The organism is Ruegeria sp. D7 (assembly GCF_056534355.1).
In genome coordinates this window covers 247,629-269,115 of sequence record NZ_JBQFPG010000002.1, presented here as the reverse complement: position 1 = coordinate 269,115, position 21,487 = coordinate 247,629, and the positions used below count along the sequence as shown (strand labels likewise).

The following is a 21,487-nucleotide window of genomic DNA, read 5'->3' as shown; positions in this document are numbered from 1 at the left end:
TAAATGGATTTAACCGGCAAGCATTAGCACAGAGCCTAGCATGTCAGAATGCACTACGAGTAAAAATCCACATACCATATGGCACAAACCCAAGTGCTGCTGAGAAATTCCGTGGGCCAAACCCACACCGTTCTTGGTCTGCGCTCTTGCCATCGCTCACAATCCACGCCATGCGCAGCATATGGATTTCGAGACGATCATCCTCGGTGCTGGCGCGGCCGGCATGATGTGCGCAGCCCATTGCGGTGGCCAGGCGCTGGTGATCGACCATGCAAAAGCTCCCGGAGAAAAGATCCGCATCTCGGGTGGTGGACGATGCAATTTCACCAATATGTATGCGGGACCGGGCAATTTCCTGTCTCAGAATCCGCATTTCAGCAAATCAGCGCTGGCGCGATATACACAGTGGGACTTCATCGAACTGGTCGATCGCCATGGCATTGCATGGCATGAAAAAACGCTTGGGCAATTATTCTGCGACGGGTCTTCGAAACAGATCGTCCAGATGCTGCTGAATGAAATGGTCAAGGCCGAGGCCGAGCTCTGGGTGCAGACGTCGCTGCGCAACTTGCGCAAAACCGAAAGCGGTTTCGCTTTGGATGTCGAACGCGATGGCAAGCACATCCCTCTGACCTGTCGTAATCTGGTTCTGGCCACGGGTGGCAAATCGATCCCCAAAATGGGCGCGACGGGGTTGGCCTATGACATCGCGCAGCAATTCGGGCTGCAGATAACCGAGACACGAGCGGCGCTGGTGCCGTTCACCTTCTCGGACGGTCGGTTCAAGGATTTGTCCGGCGTCTCCCTGCCCGCTCGACTATCAAACGAGCGCACCAGTTTCGACGAGGCTTTGTTGTTCACCCATCGCGGGTTGAGCGGTCCTTCGGTGCTGCAATTGTCTTCGTACTGGCGCGAGGGTGAGGCAATATGGGTCAACCTGATCCCCGATTTGCCTTTATACGATCTGCTTCGCGATCAGCGGCAGGCTGTTGGGCGCAAGGCGCTGACCACCGAATTGGCACGCCACCTGCCCACGCGTCTGGTGGAATACCTCGCACACCATATCCCGATGAAGGGCAATCTTGCGGATCAGTCCGACACGGCGCTGTCGGAACTGATCGCCGCATTGTCCAACTGGCGGCTTACGCCGTCGGGCACCGAGGGCTATCGCACCGCCGAGGTCACTCTGGGCGGGATCGACACTGACGGGCTGTCGTCTAAAACGATGGAGGCCAGGGATGTCCCCGGCCTCTATGTCATTGGTGAAGCGGTGGATGTCACCGGCTGGCTTGGCGGTTACAACTTCCAATGGGCGTGGTCCTCGGGCCACGCCGCCGGAAGTGCCATCGCAAGCCGTTAGCCTACGACGTTGTAACCCCGTCCGCGCATACAGTTGCGCACAATGACTTCCTTGTTCTGGTTCTTGTTGATCACGTCAGCACCTGCACCAACCAACGCACCGGCAACGGCGGCGCGACCCAGGTTGTCGCTGCTGTCCTGAACGATGCCGGTGACGGCTGCAGCACCTGCAGCGCCGATTGCGGCATTACCTGCGGTCGATCCGTCAACGCTGGCCTGCGAGGCTGCAAGTTGCTGGCACTGATACAGGTCCGAATTGTAGTTCGGGCCTACAGGGCCATCGATCACGGGCTGATAGTTGGCCCCGGTATTGGTGCAAGCCGCAGCAGCCAGCAGCGCTGGAACGACCAGAAGAAGTTTACGGTTTGGCATATTCATGACCTCGTGTTGAATTTCCTGAAGGCAAAAAACCAATGCAGGCAGTGCGTCAAGCAGATAGGCCCACAGCTTCGCCGAACCGGCGATCTATTGCAAACGCATTGCTTTCAGAGGCGTTTTTTAACCTGATCCACGAAGTCATCGCCACGTTGTTCGAAGTTGTCATACTGGTCGAAACTGGCCGCAGCAGGTGCCAATAGAACGGTTTCACCGGGCTGCGCATCGGCCATGGCCTGCATAACCGCCGCTTCCATAGTGGTGCAGACTTGCGCATCGGCCTGCAACTGCATTGCAAAGCTCGCCGCCTCACGCCCGATGACGTAGGCCTTGATTACGTGGTCCCCTGCCCCGTTCAGCGCCTCAAGCCCGCCTTCTTTCTCAAGCCCGCCACAGATCCAACGTATCTTCTTGAACGCGCTCAAGGCTTTGAGGGCGCTATCTACGTTGGTGGCTTTCGAGTCATTCACATAGGTCACGCCGTCCGCCTCGGCGATGATCTGACTGCGGTGCGGCAGACCCGGGAAGCTGTGCAGCGCGTCTTCGATCACGCGCGGAGCAAGGCCCAGCGAACGGCAGGCGGCATAGGCGGCGCAGGCGTTCTGGTGATTATGCGCACCGGGCAGGCCCTTGATCTCACGCAGGTCGATCGATCCGGCCTGACGGCCCTTGCGGTATTCCGACAGGAAACCCTTGCGGGCAAAGACCTGCCAACCCGACCCGGTCAGCTTGCGCGCCACCGAGACGCGGATCACCCGGTCATCCGACGGCCCCTCGGCCAGTTGCCCGGCCAGAAACGCGCCCTCGGCCTCATCTATCCCGATCACGGCGCGGTCTGGGCCTCCTTCGGCGAACAGGCGACGTTTGGCGGCAAAGTAACCACCCATTCCACCATGTCGATCCAAGTGATCAGGTGAAAGATTGGTGAAAACCGCCACATCCGGCGTCAGTGCGCGGGCCAGTTCGGTCTGGTAGCTCGATAGCTCCAGTACCACGACCGATCCATCGCCACCTGGGTCGATGTCCAGCACGCCGCGCCCAATGTTACCCGCCAGTTGTGAGTCGCGCCCGGCCTCGGTCAGGATATGTTGGATCAACGCAGCGGTGGTTGATTTGCCATTCGATCCCGTCACCGCGATGACGCGCGGTGGGATGTCGTAGTTGTTCCATTCAGGGCCTGCGAAAGAGCGAAAGAACAGACCTATATCATTGTCGACCGGAACTCCGGCTTCCAACGCAGCGGCCACAACCGGGTTCGGCGCGGGGTAGAGATGAGGGATGCCGGGCGAGACAATTAGTGCGACAATATCGTCATACGCCCCGTGGCGGCGCAGATCGACACACGAGAATCCCTCGACCTCCGCCGCTTCACGCGCGGCGGGGTTGTCATCCCAGCAGATCGGCTCAGCCCTGCCAGCGCGCAGCGCTCGTGCGGTGGTCAGACCCGACCGACCTAACCCCAGAACCGCTACTTTCTGCCCTGAAAACCCTTTGACCGGGATCATTGCCATACACCTTCTATCCGAGCCGTTCTTCCAGCCAGTCCGCCCGCCAAGCGACTGGCCCTTTTGGAACGTTTTCTATTACGAACCCATAGTCTGGTAACCGGTCGCACAATGCATCGTATTCCGCAATAGCTGCGGCCAAGTTGTGCCGCCGGTCATCATCCTGTTCGAATATCTCAGGCCAAGGAGGAAAGAGAAACACGCATGGGTCGTAGCCCAAGTGCAGTATCTGTTCACGCACTTTGGTCTCCAACGGTGTACCGGTTCGATCAAACCAAATCAGCGCGTCCAATGCCGAACGATCAAATAGCACAAGATCATCTTTGGCATTGTCGAAGTCTGATATCGCAAGTTCAATGATCCGGTGGCAGAATACCTCGGAGTTGACCCAAGGCAGAGCGCGACCACCACCTTGTCTTTCCTCGGCAATGACACGACGACCCGGCTCGGAAACTGTTGAATATCCGCGTCGGGCCATCTCCTCCAGCAGTGTTGATTTGCCACCACCGGAGCATCCAGATAGCACGACGCAACGCGGGCTCATCTGACTTTCAGCGTCGCCAGCCCGATCATCGCTAAGATCAGTGAAATGATCCAGAACCGGATCACGATGGTGGGTTCAGCCCAACCCTTTTTCTCATAATGGTGATGGATCGGCGCCATCAGGAACACCCGCTTTCCGGTCCGTTTGAAATAAAGAACCTGGATGATCACACTTAAAGCTTCAACCACGAACAGCCCGCCCACGACTGCCAATACCAACTCGTGTTTGGTAGCCACGGCAATCGCGCCCAGCGCACCGCCCAGAGCCAGTGATCCGGTATCACCCATGAAAACCGCCGCCGGAGGGGCGTTGTACCACAAGAATCCCAGCCCCGCACCAAACAGCGCTGAAGTGAAGATGAAGATTTCACCGGTGCCAGGCACATAGTGAACATCAAGATACTCGGTGAAGTCGACCCGCCCGACCGCATAGGCAATCACACCAAGGGTCGAGGCCGCGATCATCGCGGGCATGATCGCCAGCCCGTCCAGACCATCTGTCAGGTTCACCGCGTTGGCCGCACCCACAATGACGATCACCGCAAAGGGGATATAGAAAAGGCCAAGATTGATCAGCGTATCCTTGAACACCGGCAGAGCCAGCTGGTTCTGCAAATCGCTGGGATGGTGCAGCGTCGCCCAGAGTGACGCCAGCACGGCGATGATGATCCCCAGCGCCAACCGCATTTTACCGGAAACGCCCTTGGTGTTCTGCTTTGAGACCTTGGCATAATCGTCCGCGAAGCCGATGGCCGCATAGGCCAGCGTCACGAACAGTACCATCCAGACATACGGATTGTCCCAGCGCGCCCAGATCAGGGTCGAGGTGACCAGCGCACCCACGATCAGAAGCCCGCCCATGGTGGGGGTCCCGGCCTTGGACAGATGCGCCTCGGGGCCATCATCTCGGATCGGTTGACCTTTGCCTTGCCGCTTGCGCAATACGTTGATCAAGGGTTTTCCGAACAGAAACCCAAAGATTAGCGCAGTCAGAAAGGCGCCCCCCGCCCGGAAGGTGATATAGCGGAAGAGGTTCCAGAAATCCCCTCCGTCCGACAGGGCGGTTAACCAATAGAGCATTACAAAACCTTTCTCACAATACGGCGGCTCTCTGGCGCGCTGCCATGCCCCATTTGCCGCAGACCGTCAACGATCTGTGCCAGAGCCATGCTGAGAGAGCCCTTGGCCATCACTACATCGCCACTGCGGATCAATTCCGGCAAATGGGCGGCCATCTCATCGCTGGTTTCCGTCCACAACCCGCGCTTGCCCTCGGGCAGAGCCTGATGCAGCGCTTGCATCAACGGGCCGATGCAATGAACCTGATCAACATGCGCTATCGCAGGCACCTCGGCCATGGCGGCGTGCATCGCCTGCTCTTGCGCACCAAGCTCTTTCATGTCGCCCAGAAACGCGATCTTGCGTTTGCCCGCCGACGCAAACAGCACGTCGAGAGCGGCCTCCATCGAGGTTGGATTGGCGTTGTAGCTGTCATCGAGCAGTTCAATCTGCCCACCATCTGGCAGCGCGATCACCTCGCGCACACCGCGCCCTTTGACCGGAGACCAGCGGCGCAGACCGGCAATCGCCTGATCCAGATCGACCCCCAGCACGACACAGGCCGCCAGAGCGCCCAGCGCGTTCATAGCAAAGTGAGTTCCCGCGGATTGGACATCGAATGTGATGTCTGCGCCGCCGACGATTCCGTGTCCCCGCACCGAGTCAGGGCCTTGGAGCACGTTGGTCAGGGCATAGTCCCGCGCCTTGTGGCCAAATTCGACGATCCTTGCACCATGCGCAGCGGCGCAGTCGCGCAAGATGCCCGCGTGTTCGATATCGGCGTTGACGATAGCGGTGCCGCCCTCGGCCAGCCCGTCGAAGATCGCAGCTTTTTCAAATGCAATACCCGCAACCGAGTCGAAGGCTTCGAGGTGGACGGCGGCTACTGTAGTCACCAGCCCCACATGCGGTTGCGCCTGACGCGCCAGCGGAGCGATTTCGCCCGGATGATTCATGCCGATCTCGATCACCGCGAACTCGGTGTCGCGCGGCATTCGCGCCAGCGTCAAAGGCACGCCCCAATGGTTATTGTAGCTGGCGACGCTGGCATGAGTTTTGCCTTGCGTCTCCAGAATGCTGGCCAGCATTTCCTTGGTCGAGGTTTTACCCACGCTGCCAGTCACCCCCACCACGCGCGCACCTGTCCGGGTGCGAGCCGCCTGCCCCAACGCCTCTAGACCCGTCTGCACATCGTCGACGATCAACAGCGGTGCATCTTCGGGCACGCCTTCGGGAATATGCGACACAAGCGCTGCGCCTGCGCCTTTTTCAAGCGCTTGGGCGACGAAATCATGGCCGTCGCGGGCAGCCTTCAACGCAACGAACAGGTCACCCGGCTGCAGGGTGCGCGTGTCGATGGAGACGCCGTTCACCTGCCAATCGGTGGTGGCGCGCCCGTTGGTGGCCTCTGCGGCCTCGGCTGCGGTCCAGAGCGTCATGCGACCCTCCCGTCCAGCGCGGCAACGCTGATACTGGCCTGTTCCACATCGTCAAAGGGCAGGACCTGATCTCCGACGATCTGGCCGGTTTCGTGTCCCTTGCCCGCAATCAGCAGAGCGTCGCCCGGTTGCAGCGCGTCGATGCCGCGCAGGATGGCCTCGGCCCGGTCCCCGACTTCCGTGGCTTCGGGTGCGCCCAACATGACAGCACCGCGGATGGTGGCCGGGTCTTCGCTGCGTGGGTTGTCATCGGTAACAAAGACCACATCGGCGTTTTCAGCAGCGGCCCGCCCCATCAATGGGCGTTTAGTGGCGTCTCGGTCACCGCCTGCACCAACAATGGCGATCAGACGTCCCATGACATGCGGGCGCATCGCCTTCAGTGCAGTGGCCACGGCATCCGGCGTATGCGCGTAATCCACAAACACCGCCGCGCCGTTGTCGCGGGTGGCAGCCAGCTGCATCCGTCCGCGCACGGTGATCAGGTGCGGCAAGGTTTCGAACACGCGGTCGGGGTCCTCGCCCGCCGCGATGACCAATCCGCAAGCCAGCAAAACGTTCTCGGCCTGAAAGCCGCCGATCAGATTCAGGCGGGTTTGATAGGCCTTGCCTTTCCATGAAAAGCGCAAATCCTGCCCGGTCGCGTCAAAGCGTTGATTCAGAAGACAAAGATCAGAACCCTCAGGGCCCACGGTGATTATATTCTGGCCGCGTGCCTCGGCGATCTTGCGCATCTCAGCACCCTTGGGATCACCAAGGTTGACCACAGCGCCCCCGTCTTCGGGCAGCACACGATCAAACAGACCCGCCTTGGCTGCGAAGTAGGCCTCGAACGTGTCGTGATAGTCCAGATGATCCTGCGTGAAATTCGAGAACCCGGCAGCGGTCAGATGCACCCCGTCCAAGCGACGCTGTTCAAGCCCGTGCGAGGAGGCCTCCATCGCCGCATGGGTCACGCCATTTTCGGCAGCCTCGGCAAGACAGCGGTGCAGAGTGATCGGCTCGGGTGTGGTATGGGCCAGCGGCGCAGTCCATGCGCCCTCGACACCGGTGGTGCCCAGGTTGACGGCGGCAAGTCCAAGCTCGGTCCAGATCTGGCGGACGAAACTGGCGACCGAGGTTTTTCCATTGGTGCCGGTGACCGCTACGATGGTCTGCGGTTGCGCGCCAAACCATAGGGCGGCGGCCCCTGCCAGTGCCTGACGGGGGTCTTCCGTGACGATCAGTGCAGCATCGGATGCGGCTAGTTCGTCGGTGGCAATCTCGGCCCCTTTCGCGTCCGTCAGGATCGCGGCGGCGCCCATACGCAGGGCGTATTGGATGAAGTCTCCACCATGGACGCGGGTGCCGGGAAGAGCTGCGAACAGGAAGCCGTCTTTGACCTCGCGGCTGTCGACAGCCAGACCGGTGATTTCGGGATTGGCCCCTCCCCGTGCGGTCAGGGCCAGTTCGCTGAGTTTCTTTGACCGATTGCCCATGACCCACCTTTCGCTGGACAGCCTAATTTGAGGTCAGCGTTATAGCAGCGCGCGCCTCAGGCTCAAGCCGGGGTCTGAGACCCAATAGCGGCGCCACCCGTCCAATCAGTTCGGCAGCAACGGGAACGGCAGTCCAACCCGCCGTGCGGCGCTTTTCGCCATAGGCTACGATGGACGGTTCATCCAGCGTGACGATTAGCACATATTTCGGATCATAAGCCGGGAAGATGGTGGCGAAGGTGGCAATCACCTTGTCCTCATAGTACCCGCCACGCGGCTTGGGTTTATCGGCAGTACCGGTCTTTCCCGCCACGTCGTACCCTTTGACATCACCAAAGCTGGCGGTGCCATCCGTGACCACTTTGCGTAGCATATTTTGCGCCTGCTTGGCGGTGTTTTCGGACATCACGCGAGGGCCGTATTGCGGGCCATTGCGGCGCAAGATCGTGGGGCTGACATAGTACCCGCCATTGGCAATCGCTGCGTAACCAGCGGCCAGATGCATGGGGCTGGTCGAAAGGCCGTGGCCATAAGAAATCGTCACGGTGCTCAACTCGCCCCATTTCTTGGGCTTGAGCGGTTGCCCGCCCTTGGCCTCGACAATCTCGAATGGGGTTGGGTCGAACATGCCTAGCGCGTTCAGAAAATCCTGTTGCCGGTCGGCCCCGATTTGCAAGGCCAGCCGCCCGGTGCCTCGGTTCGAGCTGTACTTGATTACATCCGAGACACTGATCTCACCATAATTCTTGCCGTTAAACTCGCCAATCGGGAAGCGCCCGATTTTCATTGGGCCGGAAGTGTCAATGATGGTGTTGGAGTTCACCAGACCTAGCTGCACCGCCTGCGCGGCGGTGAAGATTTTGAACACCGAACCCAGCTCATAGACACCCTGTACGTAGCGATTGAACAGCGGGCTGTCCGAGGGATCGAAGCCCGAGGTCGGCGGGCGCGGACGGTCATTGGGGTCAAAAGACGGCAACGACGCGGCCGAGACGACCTCGCCCGTATGGGCGTTCATCAGAACCGCCGAGGCTCCTTTGGCGTTCATGATCTTCATGCCGCCATATAGCACCTGTTCTACCGCCGCTTGAACGGTCAGATCCAGCGACAGTTGCAGCGGCTTGTTGCCGTTGGCCGGGTCGCGCAGATAGCCGTCGAACTGTTTTTCGACGCCAGCTACGCCGATCACCTCAGCTGCGCTGACACCTTCGCGGCCAAAGCCCGAGCCGCCCAGAATATGCGCCGCGAGTCTGCCATTGGGATATAGCCGCATTTCGCGCGGGCCGAACAGGATGCCGGGATCTCCGATGTCATGCACCGCCTGCTTCTGCTCGGGCGAGATGCGCTTCTTGATCCACAGGAATTTTCGCTTACCGGTGAAGTCTTTGACCAAACGCTCTTTTTCCAGATCAGGGAAAATAGCGACCAGTTGCTCGGCTGCGGCGATCGGGTCAATCATCAGCGGTGGCTGCGCATAGACAGAATAGGTGTCCAGATTGGTCGCCAGAATACGGCCTTCGCGATCCACGATATTGGCGCGTTGCATGGCGATGGAGGCCCCCGGCGCACTTGCCAATGGTTCTTGCGCCTCGGATGTAGCCAGAACGCCCATACGAAAGCCTACGACCGAAAAGGCGCAAAAGAAGAAAATACCCAACACCAACAGGCGGCCCTCGGCGCGTGCGCGGGCGCGGTCTTTCATGTCTTCGTGGCGTTTGCGGATGTTCTCTCGTTCAATCGCCTTGGGGTTTTCACCCTTTGCACGGGCGTCGAGGATACGGGCCAGAGGGCGAAGTGGTGTACGGGTCATGGAACCTGCACCTCGATCAGTGCCTGAATGTCAGTGACGTCCTGTATTTCAAGCGGGTCGACGATGGGCAGATCCGGGTCCTCGCCATAGGAAATCTGATCGGCGCGACCAAACTGCTCAGCCCGCAGAGGCAGCAAGCTGAGACGTTCGAAATTCAAGTCCGCCAGCTCACGCAAACGATCAGGCCGGTTTAGATAGGCCCATTCGGCATTCAGCACGGCGAGTCGCGCCTGCGCCATCCCGATCTGGCCTTGCAGCAACTGCGTTTCCTTCAGCACCTGCTGCGTGCGATAGTTCTCTTGATAAGCCCAAAGCGCCAGCCCGAATACGGACAGTGCAGTCAACACATACAGAATACTCTTCATCTTGCCCTTCCCCCCAATTGCGGCATGCCGATGGCCCGGGCCTCAATTTCCCCTGCCGGGGCATCCGTTCTTATCGCGACACGCAATTTTGCCGAGCGTGCACGTGGGTTTTCTTCAAGTTCCTGCTCATCCGGCCCTACGGCCTTGCGGGTCTTGAGTATGAATTGCGGCTTCTCCTGCTCCATCTCAGGCGCATAACGGTTGGCGCGTCCGGTTTTGCCCGCGCGCGATTGGAAGAACCGCTTCACCATCCGGTCTTCTATGGAATGGAAAGTCACAACGGCCAGTTGCCCGCCCGGCTTCAAAGCGCGCTCGGCGGCCATAAGCCCCTGAAACAGTTCTTCGTATTCTGCGTTCACCGCGATCCGTAGCCCTTGAAAACTGCGCGTCGCCGGGTGCGATTGGCCCGGTTTGGGGCGCGGCAGGCAGGATTCGATAATCTCGACCAGCCGCAGAGTTGTTGTGATCGGTTCTTCGGCCCGCGTCTTGACGATGGCCTTTGCTATACGACGACTGGCGCGTTCCTCACCGAAATGGAACAGGATGTCGGCCAATTGCGTCTCGGTTGCCGTATTCACCAGATCAGCTGCGCTTTCACCATCTTGGCTCATCCGCATGTCCAACGGACCGTCTTTCATGAAGGAAAAACCGCGTTCAGCCTGATCCAACTGCATGGATGAGACACCAAGATCCAGCACCACGCCGTCCAGATCCTGTGCATATTCATCCATGCGAGAGAACACGCCCTGCTGCATCACCAGCCGGTCACCGTATTCCCCAGCCCAGTCAGCGGCCATTTCAAATGCCAGTGGGTCGCGATCGACGCCAATGACCTTCTCGGCCCCGGCCTCCAGCAACGCACGAGTATAGCCGCCTGCGCCGAATGTGCCGTCCAGCCAGGCACCGGATACCGGCGCCACGGCGGCCAACAACGGGCGCAGAAGAACGGGGATATGAGGTTTGTCCGATGAGGTCTGAGCGCCGGCCATGCCGTCACCCATCCCCGATGCCATCGAGATACTGCATCGGATCGAAATCATCCGGCAGATCGTCAAGCCATTCCTCGGTCGTGGCCAGTTCCTCGGCCTCGTATGTCTCGGGCTTCCAGATCTGGAAGGTATCACCGGCAGCGATAAAGAACGCCTCGTTCTCAAGGTCGATCTTGTTGCGCAGCTTTGCGGGCAGCACCAAACGACCCGTTTCGTCCACATTGGTCGGGAAGGACTGACCATGGAACATCCGCTGAAGCATCCGACGCTGCATCGAGCCACGTGGCAGCGCATCGATCTTGGCATCCACCTCGTCGATCGCTTCCATGGTGTAACATTCAAGGTATTTGCGGCGGTGGTCGCCATAGACAATCACGAGTTCAGGATTGTCACCGGGTTGCCAGCTGGGGTCCGAGGCCTCAAGCACACGACGAAACGAGGCCGGGATCGAGACCCTGCCCTTCGTATCCACCTTATGCTGGCTTTCGCCTCTAAACCTGCGCGCCAAGACGACTGTCCCTTTCGCTTGCGCTCCACCTCAAAATTCACGTTCCCCCCGGAAGTAAAACGGCGGGTTGATCTGCTGCCACTGATCAACCCGCCGCATTGACCCGCTTTGCGGGATGTCCAGCTGCGCGCGCCACCTGGGGGGATGTCTGCTCGCCCGCGCGCCGGATCTGTTAAGTGATGAAAGCGAGATGCCTGTATGAAACCTGTTTTTGTATTTTTGGTTCGGGGTCGTTTGGTGCCCCTCAACTGTCCTCGCCCTCATCGGGTACACAAGGGATGCCATGGGAATTCATGGAAATCAATAGGAAATTTGCATATGGAGGCCTGATGCAGGCTTCAGATCAAGACTAATGCAATCGAAACTCGGATCAAATATGCCACAAATTGTGCTCCAAATGCTTACTAACACTAAATATGTAAGAATTGACGCCTAGATTATTCCTCCCATGAATTCCCAATAATTTTTAGAATTACGCACTATTTGGCGCAGACACCCATGAATGACAGCCGAAGAGGGCGAATCGCGGTCCCTTTACAGGCCATTCCCATAGGCGACCCATGCTTTCCCATAGCACCATCACCCCAGGCGCCGGACCTGCGGTGAGAAGATTTGCCCCTCTTGAGTTGACACAACATGCCCAAACAAACACCAATTCCGCTCAATAGATAAGCGGTCACCATCACAGGGTCTGGACACACGAAACGTCAACCACACGTGAAAACCAGTATTTTAAAGGCAATTATTGGGGCGTACCGGATTATCCTGCCAATCCATGCATTTGCTGCATAGCAGCATTGACGACGCGAACTATTGTGCGATCGCAGCATTTGCCTATCTTCAGTCTCAAGCAAACGCCGGACGATGCCGGCAACAGTAAGAATGAACGGATCTTGAAGATGGCAGTCGCAAGCACACAAACAGCTCTGAAAGGCACACCGGCAAATGGAATCTCAACGCTGGTTGAGACCGTGAAAACCCGGGTTGCTCGTTATCGCCTGTACCGTCAGACAGTCAACGAATTGTCGGGACTGTCAGATCGGGAATTGGCTGATCTGGGCTTGCACCGCTCGATGATCCGCCGGCTGGCCCAACAGGCCACCGAAGAGCAGATCGCGCGGTAAGCGCAACAAGAACACCGAGATCAGGTCCGTCCTCCTCCCTTTCGGACCTGTATTTCAGCGGCAGCGTCTCTCCTCCTCCCTGACGTTGCCGCACCTAATACCGGCCCTGACCGCCGGAACCTGATACATCGGGGCTCTCCTCCTCCCTGCCTCGATGTTGAAAGCGCGCGGCGACGTCTTCCTCCTCCCTGACGTCGCCGCGTCTTCCTCATACCGGGATCAAACCCGGGTACGGATACATCGGGGCTTCCTCCTCCCTGCCCTGATGTAGAAAAGAACGGCGGTTCCCCTCCTCCTCCCTGGGAACCGCCGTTTTTCGTTTTTTGCACACAAGATGTAGGCTGGGGTCGTGAACGATTTGTCAGGAGTCTCCCATGGCCGCTTATTTCATCGCCCAGATTTCCATTCATGACCCGGATGGGTACCAGAAATACCTCGAAGGATTCATGCCGATCTTTGACCGGCATGGCGGAAGGCTTCTAACCGTATCCTCAAAACCCGTTGAAGTGATCGAAGGCAGTTGGGAAGAAGATGGGATCGTCCTGATGGAGTTTCCGGATATGGCTGCCGCAAACGCGTGGAAGGACGATCCGGACTATGTCGAATTGGCCAAGATCAGGCAAAAAACGGCGACGGCGAATCTTGTGCTGGTCGAAGGGTTGTAAGCTTCAGAACGGCACGTCATCCTTGTTGGTCAGAAAGCGCGAGACCACTTTCTTGACCCCTGCCTTGTCGAAATCGACCTCGACTTTATCACCTTCGATGCCGATCACTGCGCCATAGCCGAATTTCTGGTGAAACACTCGCTCGCCCAGCGTAAAGCTGGCCACGGCTGTCGCATCAATCACAGTATTCCGGCTTTCTTTTGGCTGAGACATGCCATATTGACCCTGCCGCGCCTGCATCCGCTTCCAGCCCGGAGAGTTATAGACATTCGCCTCGGCTGCGCGAGTTTCGATCCCGGCTGCCTGCTGACCACCACCATAGAGCCCCGGAGGTGTCAGCACTTCCACATGATCTTCGGGCAACTCATCAATGAACCGGGACGGCATCGAATTCTGCCATTGTCCGAACACCCGTCGGTTGGCTGCAAAGGAAATCGTACAGACCTCTTCTGCACGGGTAATACCGACATAGGCCAGCCTTCGTTCTTCTTCGAGGCCTTTGAGACCGGATTCGTCCATCGAACGCTGAGAGGGGAACAATCCATCCTCCCACCCCGGAAGGAAAACCGCGGGAAACTCCAGCCCCTTGGCCGCGTGCAGCGTCATGATCGAGACTTTGGCCCCGTCGCTGTCCTGCTCGTTATCCATCACCAGACTGACATGCTCCAGAAACCCTTGCAGGTTTTCGAAATTGTCCAGCTGATTGACCAGTTCTTTTAGGTTTTCCAGCCGCCCCGGCGCCTCGGGCGTCTTTTCGTTCTGCCAATGCGCGGTATAGCCGGATTCGTCCAAGACGATCTGCGCCAGCTCGATATGCGAATGCTCGGGCGCGCCGTATCGGATCGGTGAAACACCGTCATCAATCACCGTATCATCGTCCACCTCGATCCGAGGCCCACGCGTCATTGCATTCCACCGCGCCAACCCGTCGATCAGTTCGCGCAGCGCCTTGCTACCCTTGCCCTTGATCAGGCTGTTATCGACCGCGATCCGTGCCCCTTCGACCAGAGACACGCCATTCTCGCGCGCCACCACCTGAATCGTTTGCTGCGCCTTGTCGCCGAGGCCGCGTTTGGGTGTGTTCACGATCCGCTCGAAGGCCAGATCATCCTCGGGGCTGACCACCAGCCGGAAATAGGCCATGGCATCGCGAATCTCCATCCGCTCATAGAATCGAGGGCCGCCAATCACCTTGTAAGGCAGACCAATGGTCAAAAACCGATCCTCAAACGCCCGCATCTGGTGCGAAGCGCGTACGAGGATCGCGATCTCATCAAGGTTCATCGGCCGCACACCGCGCGTGCCACCTTGCATCGCGTCGATCTCTTCTCCGATCCAACGCGCTTCTTCCTCGCCATCCCAATGGCCGATCAGACGGACCTTTTCACCCTCTTCGCGGTTGGTCCAAAGCTCTTTGCCCAAGCGGCTTTCATTGCCACGAATGACGTTGGACGCAGCGGCCAGAATATGCGGGGTCGAGCGGTAGTTCTGTTCCAGCCGGACCACGAAGGCGCCAGGGAAGTCCTTTTCGAACCGCAGAATGTTGCCCACCTCGGCCCCGCGCCAGCCATAGATCGACTGATCGTCATCGCCGACGCAACAGATGTTCTTGTGGCCCCCTGCAAGCAGACGAAGCCAGAGATATTGGGCGACGTTGGTATCCTGGTACTCGTCCACAAGGATGTAACGGAACCAGCGCTGGTATTGCTCCAGCACGTCCGGGTGGGTTTGGAAAATCGTGACCATGTGCAGCAACAGGTCGCCGAAATCCACCGCATTCAGCTCGCGTAGGCGGGTCTGGTATTGGGCATAAAGCTCGATACCCTTGTGATTATAGGCCCCCGCATCCGCAGCAGGCACCTTGTCGGGCGTCAGGGCTCGGTTTTTCCAGTCATCGATGATCCCGGCCAGCATCCGAGCGGGCCAGCGCTTGTCGTCAATGTTGGCGGCTTGAGTCAGCTGTTTTAGCAGCCGTTTCTGATCGTCAGTGTCCAAAATTGTGAAGTTCGATTTCAGATCGACCAGTTCCGCATGGCGACGCAGCAGCTTGACGCAAATTGCGTGGAAGGTGCCAAGCCACGGCATCCCCTCAGCGGGTCGGCCCAGCATCCGCCCTACCCGCTCTTTCATCTCTCGCGCGGCCTTATTGGTGAAGGTCACCGCCAGAATCTCATTCTCACGCACCCTATGTGTCCTGAGCAGATGGGTGATCCGAGCGGTCAGAGCTTTTGTTTTGCCCGTGCCCGCACCAGCCAACATCAGCACCGGACCATCCAGCCGCTCAACCGCTTCGCGCTGCGCCGGGTTGAGATCGTTGAGGTACTCAGCCGAGGTCGCAGGCATCGCCCGCGCCGACAGCGATGCGCCTTCGAAGGCGTCCATTTCGTCAAAACTGCTCATGCCGGTAAACTACGCCGGATGGGCGCGGAGGGAAAGGGTTTGTTCACGGCTTGTTCGCTCAAATCAAATAGAATCATCCCTCCAAAGGGCGCAGCGAAGATATTCGGGGAAACGGGCATAATCTGCTCTTTTCTACGAGGGATTGATGCCGCAATGCAGCATGTGCAATAAGTTTGCGCAAAAGGGCGGCGTTTGCGAGCGTTAACATGCCGGTTCTACCCAGAACTACATATGTACGTGGCCGTATTGTCCGCCTATGCACAAGGCCACAGCCATTAAGACCGGGACCTGAAATGACAGACTTCAAGAAAATCCTGATTGCCAATCGCGGCGAGATTGCCATCCGTGTGATGCGGGCAGCCAACGAGATGGGCAAGCGCACCGTCGCGGTCTTCGCCGAGGAGGACAAGTTGGGCCTGCACCGGTTCAAGGCGGATGAGGCCTATCGCATTGGCGCAGATCTGGGACCGGTTGCGGCGTATCTGTCGATTGACGAGATCATCCGGGTGGCCAAAGAAAGCGGCGCAGATGCGATCCACCCTGGTTACGGTTTGCTGTCCGAAAACCCGGATTTCGTGGATGCCTGCGTTCAGAACGGCATCACCTTCATCGGACCCAAGGCCGAGACCATGCGCGCGCTTGGCGACAAGGCCAGCGCTCGGAAAGTGGCGATTGCCGCCGACGTTCCGGTTATCCCGGCGACCGAGGTGTTGGGCGACGACATGGCAGCCATCAAGGCCGAGGCAGCCGAGATCGGCTATCCGCTGATGCTGAAAGCGTCTTGGGGCGGCGGTGGCCGTGGTATGCGCCCGATCCTGTCCGAGGATGAGCTGGAGGAAAAGGTTCTGGAAGGCCGCCGCGAGGCCGAGGCGGCGTTCGGCAATGGCGAGGGTTATCTGGAAAAGATGATCACCCGCGCCCGTCACGTCGAAGTGCAGATTCTGGGCGACAAGCATGGTGAGATCTACCACCTCTATGAACGCGATTGTTCGGTCCAGCGCCGCAACCAGAAGGTCGTGGAACGCGCGCCTGCCCCGTACCTGACCGAAGAACAGCGCGCCGAAATCTGCGAGCTGGGCCGTCGTATCTGCGCCCATGTGAACTATGAATGCGCGGGCACCGTCGAGTTCCTGATGGATATGAACACCAGCAAGTTCTACTTCATCGAAGTGAACCCGCGCGTGCAGGTGGAACACACCGTCACCGAGGAAGTCACCGGCATCGACATCGTGCAGGCTCAGATCCTGATCGCCGAAGGCAAGACCCTGACCGAGGCCACCGGCAAGGCCACGCAGTCCGACATTCGCCTGAACGGCCACGCGCTGCAGACCCGCGTGACCACCGAGGACCCACTAAACAACTTCATCCCCGACTATGGCCGCATCACCGCCTATCGCTCGGCCACCGGCATGGGCATTCGCCTGGATGGCGGCACCGCTTATGCAGGCGGGGTGATCACGCGGTATTATGACTCTCTGCTGACCAAGGTGACCGCTTGGGCCCCAACGCCAGAAAAGGCGATTGCGCGGATGGACCGTGCGCTGCGGGAATTCCGTGTGCGCGGTGTTTCCACCAACATCGCATTTGTCGAAAACCTGCTAAAGCACCCGACTTTCCTGTCGAATGAATACACCACCAAGTTCATCGATGAGACACCGGACCTGTTCCAGTTCAAGAAGCGCCGCGACCGGGGCACCAAGGTTCTGAACTATATCGCCGACATCACTGTGAACGGGCATCCCGAAACCAAGGATCGCCCGATGCCGCGCCCCGACCTGAAAGAGGCCAGGCCCCCCGCGCCCAAGGCCGAACCGCAGATGGGCACCCGCAACCTGCTGGAGCAAAAAGGCCCGCAGGCGGTTGCTGACTGGATGAAGGCGCAGCGTCAGCTGCTGATCACCGACACCACCATGCGCGACGGGCACCAGTCGCTGCTGGCAACCCGGATGCGTTCGATCGATATGATCAAAGTAGCACCCAGCTATGCTGCGAACTTGCCGCAGCTATTCAGCGTCGAATGCTGGGGCGGTGCAACCTTCGATGTCGCCTATCGCTTCCTGCAGGAATGCCCTTGGCAGCGCCTGCGTGATCTGCGTGAGGCGATGCCGAACCTGATGACCCAGATGCTGCTGCGCGGGGCGAACGGGGTTGGCTATACCAACTATCCCGATAACGTGGTGCAGGAGTTTGTGCGTCAGGCGGCCAAGGGTGTCGACGTGTTCCGCGTGTTCGACTCGCTGAACTGGGTCGAGAACATGCGCGTCGCCATGGACGCGGTGATCGAAAACAACAAGATCTGTGAAGGCACCGTTTGCTATACCGGCGATATTCTGGACCCGGACCGTGCTAAGTATGACCTCAAATACTATGTCGGAATGGCCAAGGAACTGCGTGACGCTGGCGCACATGTGCTGGGCCTGAAGGATATGGCCGGACTGCTGAAACCGGCCTCCGCCAAGATCCTGATCCGGGCGCTGAAGGAAGAGGTCGGGCTGCCGATCCACTTCCACACCCATGACACCGCAGGCATTGCAAGCGCCACCATTCTGGCCGCCTCCGAGGCCGGTGTGGACGCGGTGGATTGCGCGATGGACAGTTTCAGCGGCAACACCTCTCAGGCAACGCTCGGCACCGTGGTCGAGGCGTTGCGCCATACCGAGCGAGACACCGGGTTGGACATCAAGGCCATCCGTGAGATCAGCGACTATTTCGAGGCAGTGCGTGGCCAATACGCGGCCTTCGAGTCCAGCCTGCAGGCCCCGGCCTCCGAGGTATATCTGCACGAAATGCCTGGTGGTCAGTTTACCAACCTCAAGGCACAGGCGCGTTCGCTTGGACTCGAAGAACGCTGGCACGAGGTTGCTCAGATGTATGCGGACGTGAACCAGATGTTCGGCGATATCGTCAAGGTGACGCCGTCGTCCAAGGTGGTCGGTGACATGGCGCTGATGATGGTCAGCCAGAACATGACCCGCGCGCAGGTCGAAGACCCGAACACTGATGTCGCCTTCCCCGACTCGGTGGTGGACATGATGCGCGGCAATCTGGGTCAGCCTCCGGGCGGGTTCCCCGATACCATCATCCAGAAGGTCCTGAAGGACGAGGCCCCCAACACCGAACGCCCCGGCAAGCATGTCGAAGCGGTCGATCTCGAGGCCACCCGCGCCGATTTGTCCAAACAGCTTGAGGGCAAAGAGATCGATGACGAGGACCTGAATGGATATCTGATGTATCCCAAGGTGTTCCTCGACTATATGGGCCGTCACCGCACTTATGGCCCGGTCCGTACTCTCCCCACGCGTACCTTCTTTTACGGCATGGAGCCGGGCGAGGAGATCACCGCCGAGATCGATCCCGGCAAGACGCTGGAGATTCGCTGTCAGGCCATCGGCGAGACGGACGAGAATGGCGAGGTTCGCGTGTTCTTCGAACTCAACGGTCAGCCCCGCGTGATCCGCGTGCCGAACCGTTTGGTGAAAGCATCAACCGCTCAGCGGCCAAAGGCCGAAGTTGGTAACCCCAACCATATCGGCGCGCCAATGCCGGGTGTCGTTGCAACTGTTGCCGCTGTCACAGGTCAAGAAGTCAAAGAAGGCGATCTGCTGCTGACCATCGAAGCGATGAAGATGGAAACAGGTATCCACGCCGAGCGCGACGCGGTGGTCAAGGCTGTTCACGTCCAGCCCGGAGGTCAAATCGACGCCAAGGATCTGCTGGTCGAACTGGAATAACCGGTTTAGCCTTCTACGCTAATAAGGGCCGTTCGGGGAACCGGGCGGCCCTTGCAACATCAGGAGGCCGCATGCTGACCATCACCCCGATCTACGCCGCGTTGATCGCATTTCTGTACGTCGCACTCAGCGTGAATGTCATTCGGCAACGCCGGGTGGGCAAAATATCGGTCGGGGATCATGGCGACAAGGCCATGATCAAGGCAATGCGAACGCATGCGAACTGCGCCGAATACGCTCCCTTTGCTTTGCTGCTTATCGCCATGGTCGAACTGCAAGATGCTGGCGGCTGGCTTGTGAACCTGCTGGGGATGTTACTTTTGGCGGGCAGGCTTCTGCACGCTTATGGTTTTGGCAAGACCCCACAGATCATCATCCTGCGCCAGATCGGAATGGGTCTGACCTTTACGGCCATATTGCTGGCGGCCATGGCGAATCTTGTTCTGGCTGTATGAGAACGTTTAGCCCGTCAAAACCTGCGTTTCGATCAAAGGAGCTTGCGGAAGGCTAGGCTGCGCCTCTGCCAGTGTTTCATCGCTCTGACTGTAGATCACGGTGGTAAGAACAATCAGCGCCGCCAATGCCGCCATCTTAATGTCTGCAATATCTTTCATTTCCTCTGCCCAATCCCTTATTTCCTTCACTGCTATATCTCTTGAACACCGCAGCCCCGAATTTCCGTCGAAAGATTTTTGCTGTTTTTTGTGTTTTTCCGCTTGCAGCCTCGTGTGGGAATTTATACATCCCTCTTCACTCAACGGCGCGGGCGTAGCTCAGGGGTAGAGCATAACCTTGCCAAGGTTAGGGTCGGGCGTTCGAATCGCCTCGCCCGCTCCATTGAGAGGTCTTCGGACCATATAAGTATCTGATGCGGGCGTAGCTCAGGGGTAGAGCATAACCTTGCCAAGGTTAGGGTCGGGCGTTCGAATCGCCTCGCCCGCTCCAGATACCAAACTCTCCGAACATGCTGGTTCTTTCGCGATTGCTGCGGCATCTTTGCTGCACATGAAATTACGACGGAGATGCGGATATGCCCGATTACGTCATTCGCGCCTTAACAGCAGACGAACTTCAAACCGCTGTAGATTGGGCGGGACAGGAAGGCTGGAACCCCGGGCTGCACGACGCGGTCTGTTTTCGCAGTTCGGACCCCGAAGGATTCAAGGGCGGTTTCCTGGACGGCCAGATGATCGCGTCCGCATCCGCCGTGAACTACGATGATGCCTACGCATTTCTTGGCTTCTACATCGTGCGTCCCGAGTTTCGCGGCTCGGGATACGGATTGCAGGTCGCCGAAGCGGTCAAGGCACATTGCCAGGATCGTAACATGGGCATGGATGGTGTGGTCGAACAGCAGGACAACTATCGGAAATTCGGTTTTGAACTGGCGTATGACAATTATCGATTCGCGGGCACCGTCGGCGGCACCCTGGATGCCCTGGGTCGCGTGCAGGACAGCCGGGTTCGTCCAATCAACGCACTAACCGATGATCTAAAGTCGTATGACCGAGGCCTGTTCCCCGCCGCGCGCGACACGTTCTTGCGCGGCTGGTTGGAGGCACCCAGCCACGTTTCGCGGGTGTTTGAGGAAAATGGGCGGATCAAAGGCTATGCAACGTTGCGGCGCTGCCTGAGCGGGTACAAGGTCGGGCCTCTGTTTGCCAACAATCCACAAATCGCGCAGGCGCTTTTGGTTTCCCTTCTGACGACGCTACCCGCCGATCAGGCAAAGGCCGAGGTATTCATCGACAAGCCTAATCCAAACGCACAAGCCATGGAATTGGCCAAACAGTTGGGGCTGACCAAGGTATTTGAAACGGGGCGCATGTATTCCAGTCACGCGCCAGACATCGACCTTGAACGGATATATGGCATCACGACATTCGAACTCGGCTAGAATGCCTTGAACGTCATCGTGGTCAGCGAGCGTTCGATATTAGGAATCACCAGCAGGTTTTCGTTGATGAAATGGCCCACATCCTCGGTTTCGGGGATGTAGAGCTTCAGCAGCAGGTCGTATTCGCCGCTTGTGGAATACAATTCGGAATGGATTTCACGCAGCGCGATCTCTTCGGCGACTTTGTAAGTGGTGCCGGGTTTACAACGGATCTGGATGAAAACGCAGGTGGACATGGGC

The 21,487-nt window shown here is 58.6% G+C and carries 19 protein-coding genes and 2 tRNA genes; 8 read left to right on the top strand and 13 right to left on the bottom strand.

What is annotated here, in order from left to right:
* The first annotated feature begins 181 nt into the window (after positions 1-181).
* Positions 182-1,360: a BaiN/RdsA family NAD(P)/FAD-dependent oxidoreductase gene (locus ACRZ9U_RS04245; protein ID WP_170401383.1), complete on the top strand. Its 1,179-nt coding sequence runs from the start codon at positions 182-184 to the stop codon at positions 1,358-1,360.
* On the opposite strand, the gene ACRZ9U_RS04240 is transcribed toward ACRZ9U_RS04245, so the two are convergent.
* From ACRZ9U_RS04240 to mraZ, 10 genes are all read right to left on the bottom strand, one after another.
* Positions 1,357-1,731 (bottom strand): glycine zipper family protein, encoded by a 375-nt coding sequence (locus ACRZ9U_RS04240; protein WP_255611713.1) that lies wholly within the window; start codon positions 1,729-1,731, stop codon positions 1,357-1,359. The two genes, ACRZ9U_RS04245 and ACRZ9U_RS04240, sit on opposite strands and share 4 nt — an antisense overlap.
* Positions 1,732-1,844: 113 nt before the next feature.
* Positions 1,845-3,239 (bottom strand): UDP-N-acetylmuramoyl-L-alanine--D-glutamate ligase, encoded by a 1,395-nt coding sequence (gene murD, locus ACRZ9U_RS04235; protein WP_170402843.1) that lies wholly within the window; start codon positions 3,237-3,239, stop codon positions 1,845-1,847.
* Between the two features lie 13 nt (positions 3,240-3,252).
* Positions 3,253-3,783, bottom strand: a complete 531-nt coding sequence (locus tag ACRZ9U_RS04230) for an AAA family ATPase (protein WP_170401386.1) — start codon at positions 3,781-3,783, stop codon at positions 3,253-3,255.
* On the bottom strand, positions 3,780-4,862 hold the full coding sequence (mraY, locus tag ACRZ9U_RS04225; RefSeq protein ID WP_170392049.1) for a phospho-N-acetylmuramoyl-pentapeptide-transferase: 1,083 nt from the start codon (positions 4,860-4,862) through the stop codon (positions 3,780-3,782). The genes ACRZ9U_RS04230 and mraY overlap by 4 nt, the downstream gene beginning before the upstream one ends.
* Positions 4,862-6,280 carry a UDP-N-acetylmuramoyl-tripeptide--D-alanyl-D-alanine ligase gene (locus ACRZ9U_RS04220; protein ID WP_170401391.1) on the bottom strand — a complete coding sequence of 473 codons (1,419 nt, stop codon included), beginning with the start codon at positions 6,278-6,280 and terminating at the stop codon, positions 4,862-4,864. The genes mraY and ACRZ9U_RS04220 overlap by 1 nt, the downstream gene beginning before the upstream one ends.
* A complete protein-coding gene (locus tag ACRZ9U_RS04215) occupies positions 6,277-7,758 on the bottom strand; it encodes a UDP-N-acetylmuramoyl-L-alanyl-D-glutamate--2,6-diaminopimelate ligase (protein ID WP_170401394.1) in 1,482 nt (493 codons plus the stop codon). Before ACRZ9U_RS04215 ends, ACRZ9U_RS04220 begins: the two co-directional genes overlap by 4 nt.
* A gap of 22 nt (positions 7,759-7,780) precedes the next feature.
* On the bottom strand, positions 7,781-9,568 hold the full coding sequence (locus ACRZ9U_RS04210; protein ID WP_170401397.1) for a peptidoglycan D,D-transpeptidase FtsI family protein: 1,788 nt from the start codon (positions 9,566-9,568) through the stop codon (positions 7,781-7,783).
* Positions 9,565-9,933: a cell division protein FtsL gene (ftsL, locus tag ACRZ9U_RS04205; RefSeq protein WP_170401400.1), complete on the bottom strand. Its 369-nt coding sequence runs from the start codon at positions 9,931-9,933 to the stop codon at positions 9,565-9,567. Before ftsL ends, ACRZ9U_RS04210 begins: the two co-directional genes overlap by 4 nt.
* Positions 9,930-10,922 carry a 16S rRNA (cytosine(1402)-N(4))-methyltransferase RsmH gene (rsmH, locus tag ACRZ9U_RS04200; protein ID WP_170402846.1) on the bottom strand — a complete coding sequence of 331 codons (993 nt, stop codon included), beginning with the start codon at positions 10,920-10,922 and terminating at the stop codon, positions 9,930-9,932. The genes ftsL and rsmH overlap by 4 nt, the downstream gene beginning before the upstream one ends.
* Before the next feature lie 4 nt (positions 10,923-10,926).
* The gene (mraZ, locus tag ACRZ9U_RS04195) at positions 10,927-11,394 is read right to left on the bottom strand and encodes a division/cell wall cluster transcriptional repressor MraZ (protein WP_480439182.1); all 468 of its coding nucleotides are present in this window, start codon (positions 11,392-11,394) and stop codon (positions 10,927-10,929) included.
* Positions 11,395-12,329: 935 nt separating this feature from the next.
* Here mraZ and ACRZ9U_RS04190 point away from each other — a divergent pair.
* Together ACRZ9U_RS04190 and ACRZ9U_RS04185 are read left to right on the top strand one after the other, a co-directional pair.
* The gene (locus ACRZ9U_RS04190) at positions 12,330-12,554 is read left to right on the top strand and encodes a DUF1127 domain-containing protein (RefSeq protein ID WP_170392061.1); all 225 of its coding nucleotides are present in this window, start codon (positions 12,330-12,332) and stop codon (positions 12,552-12,554) included.
* A gap of 374 nt (positions 12,555-12,928) precedes the next feature.
* Positions 12,929-13,219 carry a DUF1330 domain-containing protein gene (locus ACRZ9U_RS04185; RefSeq protein ID WP_170401405.1) on the top strand — a complete coding sequence of 97 codons (291 nt, stop codon included), beginning with the start codon at positions 12,929-12,931 and terminating at the stop codon, positions 13,217-13,219.
* 3 nt (positions 13,220-13,222) lie between these two features.
* Here ACRZ9U_RS04185 and ACRZ9U_RS04180 read toward each other — a convergent pair whose 3' ends face one another.
* Positions 13,223-15,619: a UvrD-helicase domain-containing protein gene (locus ACRZ9U_RS04180; protein ID WP_170401408.1), complete on the bottom strand. Its 2,397-nt coding sequence runs from the start codon at positions 15,617-15,619 to the stop codon at positions 13,223-13,225.
* Between the two features lie 293 nt (positions 15,620-15,912).
* Between ACRZ9U_RS04180 and ACRZ9U_RS04175 the strand changes: the two genes are divergently transcribed.
* Positions 15,913-19,350 (top strand): pyruvate carboxylase, encoded by a 3,438-nt coding sequence (locus tag ACRZ9U_RS04175; RefSeq protein ID WP_170401412.1) that lies wholly within the window; start codon positions 15,913-15,915, stop codon positions 19,348-19,350.
* Between the two features lie 71 nt (positions 19,351-19,421).
* The gene (locus tag ACRZ9U_RS04170) at positions 19,422-19,805 is read left to right on the top strand and encodes an MAPEG family protein (RefSeq protein ID WP_170401416.1); all 384 of its coding nucleotides are present in this window, start codon (positions 19,422-19,424) and stop codon (positions 19,803-19,805) included.
* Positions 19,806-19,811: 6 nt separating this feature from the next.
* Here the strand turns inward: ACRZ9U_RS04170 and ACRZ9U_RS04165 are convergent, their stop codons facing one another.
* Positions 19,812-19,964: a hypothetical protein gene (locus ACRZ9U_RS04165; protein ID WP_170401419.1), complete on the bottom strand. Its 153-nt coding sequence runs from the start codon at positions 19,962-19,964 to the stop codon at positions 19,812-19,814.
* Between the two features lie 148 nt (positions 19,965-20,112).
* Here ACRZ9U_RS04165 and ACRZ9U_RS04160 point away from each other — a divergent pair.
* The 3 genes from ACRZ9U_RS04160 (at position 20,113) to ACRZ9U_RS04150 (ending at position 21,247) form a co-directional block, all read left to right on the top strand.
* Positions 20,113-20,187: transfer RNA gene (locus ACRZ9U_RS04160), tRNA-Gly, on the top strand.
* 33 nt (positions 20,188-20,220) lie between these two features.
* Positions 20,221-20,295: transfer RNA gene (locus ACRZ9U_RS04155), tRNA-Gly, on the top strand.
* Positions 20,296-20,380: 85 nt separating this feature from the next.
* On the top strand, positions 20,381-21,247 hold the full coding sequence (locus ACRZ9U_RS04150; RefSeq protein ID WP_170401422.1) for a GNAT family N-acetyltransferase: 867 nt from the start codon (positions 20,381-20,383) through the stop codon (positions 21,245-21,247).
* Here the strand turns inward: ACRZ9U_RS04150 and ACRZ9U_RS04145 are convergent.
* On the bottom strand, positions 21,244-21,483 hold the full coding sequence (locus ACRZ9U_RS04145) for an Lrp/AsnC family transcriptional regulator (RefSeq protein WP_170325761.1): 240 nt from the start codon (positions 21,481-21,483) through the stop codon (positions 21,244-21,246). The genes ACRZ9U_RS04150 and ACRZ9U_RS04145 overlap by 4 nt on opposite strands.
* Positions 21,484-21,487 lie beyond the last annotated feature (4 nt).

Bases quoted from the DNA above. Each gene is read 5' to 3' on its own strand.
- ACRZ9U_RS04245 (WP_170401383.1), top strand. From the start codon at position 182: ATGGATTTCGAGACGATCATCCTCGGTGCTGGCGCGGCCGGCATGATG.
- ACRZ9U_RS04240 (WP_255611713.1), bottom strand. From the start codon at position 1,731: ATGCCAAACCGTAAACTTCTTCTGGTCGTTCCAGCGCTGCTGGCTGCT.
- murD (WP_170402843.1), bottom strand. From the start codon at position 3,239: ATGATCCCGGTCAAAGGGTTTTCAGGGCAGAAAGTAGCGGTTCTGGGG.
- ACRZ9U_RS04230 (WP_170401386.1), bottom strand. From the start codon at position 3,783: ATGAGCCCGCGTTGCGTCGTGCTATCTGGATGCTCCGGTGGTGGCAAA.
- mraY (WP_170392049.1), bottom strand. From the start codon at position 4,862: ATGCTCTATTGGTTAACCGCCCTGTCGGACGGAGGGGATTTCTGGAAC.
- ACRZ9U_RS04220 (WP_170401391.1), bottom strand. From the start codon at position 6,280: ATGACGCTCTGGACCGCAGCCGAGGCCGCAGAGGCCACCAACGGGCGC.
- ACRZ9U_RS04215 (WP_170401394.1), bottom strand. From the start codon at position 7,758: ATGGGCAATCGGTCAAAGAAACTCAGCGAACTGGCCCTGACCGCACGG.
- ACRZ9U_RS04210 (WP_170401397.1), bottom strand. From the start codon at position 9,568: ATGACCCGTACACCACTTCGCCCTCTGGCCCGTATCCTCGACGCCCGT.
- ftsL (WP_170401400.1), bottom strand. From the start codon at position 9,933: ATGAAGAGTATTCTGTATGTGTTGACTGCACTGTCCGTATTCGGGCTG.
- rsmH (WP_170402846.1), bottom strand. From the start codon at position 10,922: ATGGCCGGCGCTCAGACCTCATCGGACAAACCTCATATCCCCGTTCTT.
- ACRZ9U_RS04190 (WP_170392061.1), top strand. From the start codon at position 12,330: ATGGCAGTCGCAAGCACACAAACAGCTCTGAAAGGCACACCGGCAAAT.
- ACRZ9U_RS04185 (WP_170401405.1), top strand. From the start codon at position 12,929: ATGGCCGCTTATTTCATCGCCCAGATTTCCATTCATGACCCGGATGGG.
- ACRZ9U_RS04180 (WP_170401408.1), bottom strand. From the start codon at position 15,619: ATGAGCAGTTTTGACGAAATGGACGCCTTCGAAGGCGCATCGCTGTCG.
- ACRZ9U_RS04175 (WP_170401412.1), top strand. From the start codon at position 15,913: ATGACAGACTTCAAGAAAATCCTGATTGCCAATCGCGGCGAGATTGCC.
- ACRZ9U_RS04170 (WP_170401416.1), top strand. From the start codon at position 19,422: ATGCTGACCATCACCCCGATCTACGCCGCGTTGATCGCATTTCTGTAC.
- ACRZ9U_RS04165 (WP_170401419.1), bottom strand. From the start codon at position 19,964: ATGAAAGATATTGCAGACATTAAGATGGCGGCATTGGCGGCGCTGATT.
- ACRZ9U_RS04150 (WP_170401422.1), top strand. From the start codon at position 20,381: ATGCCCGATTACGTCATTCGCGCCTTAACAGCAGACGAACTTCAAACC.
- ACRZ9U_RS04145 (WP_170325761.1), bottom strand. From the start codon at position 21,483: ATGTCCACCTGCGTTTTCATCCAGATCCGTTGTAAACCCGGCACCACT.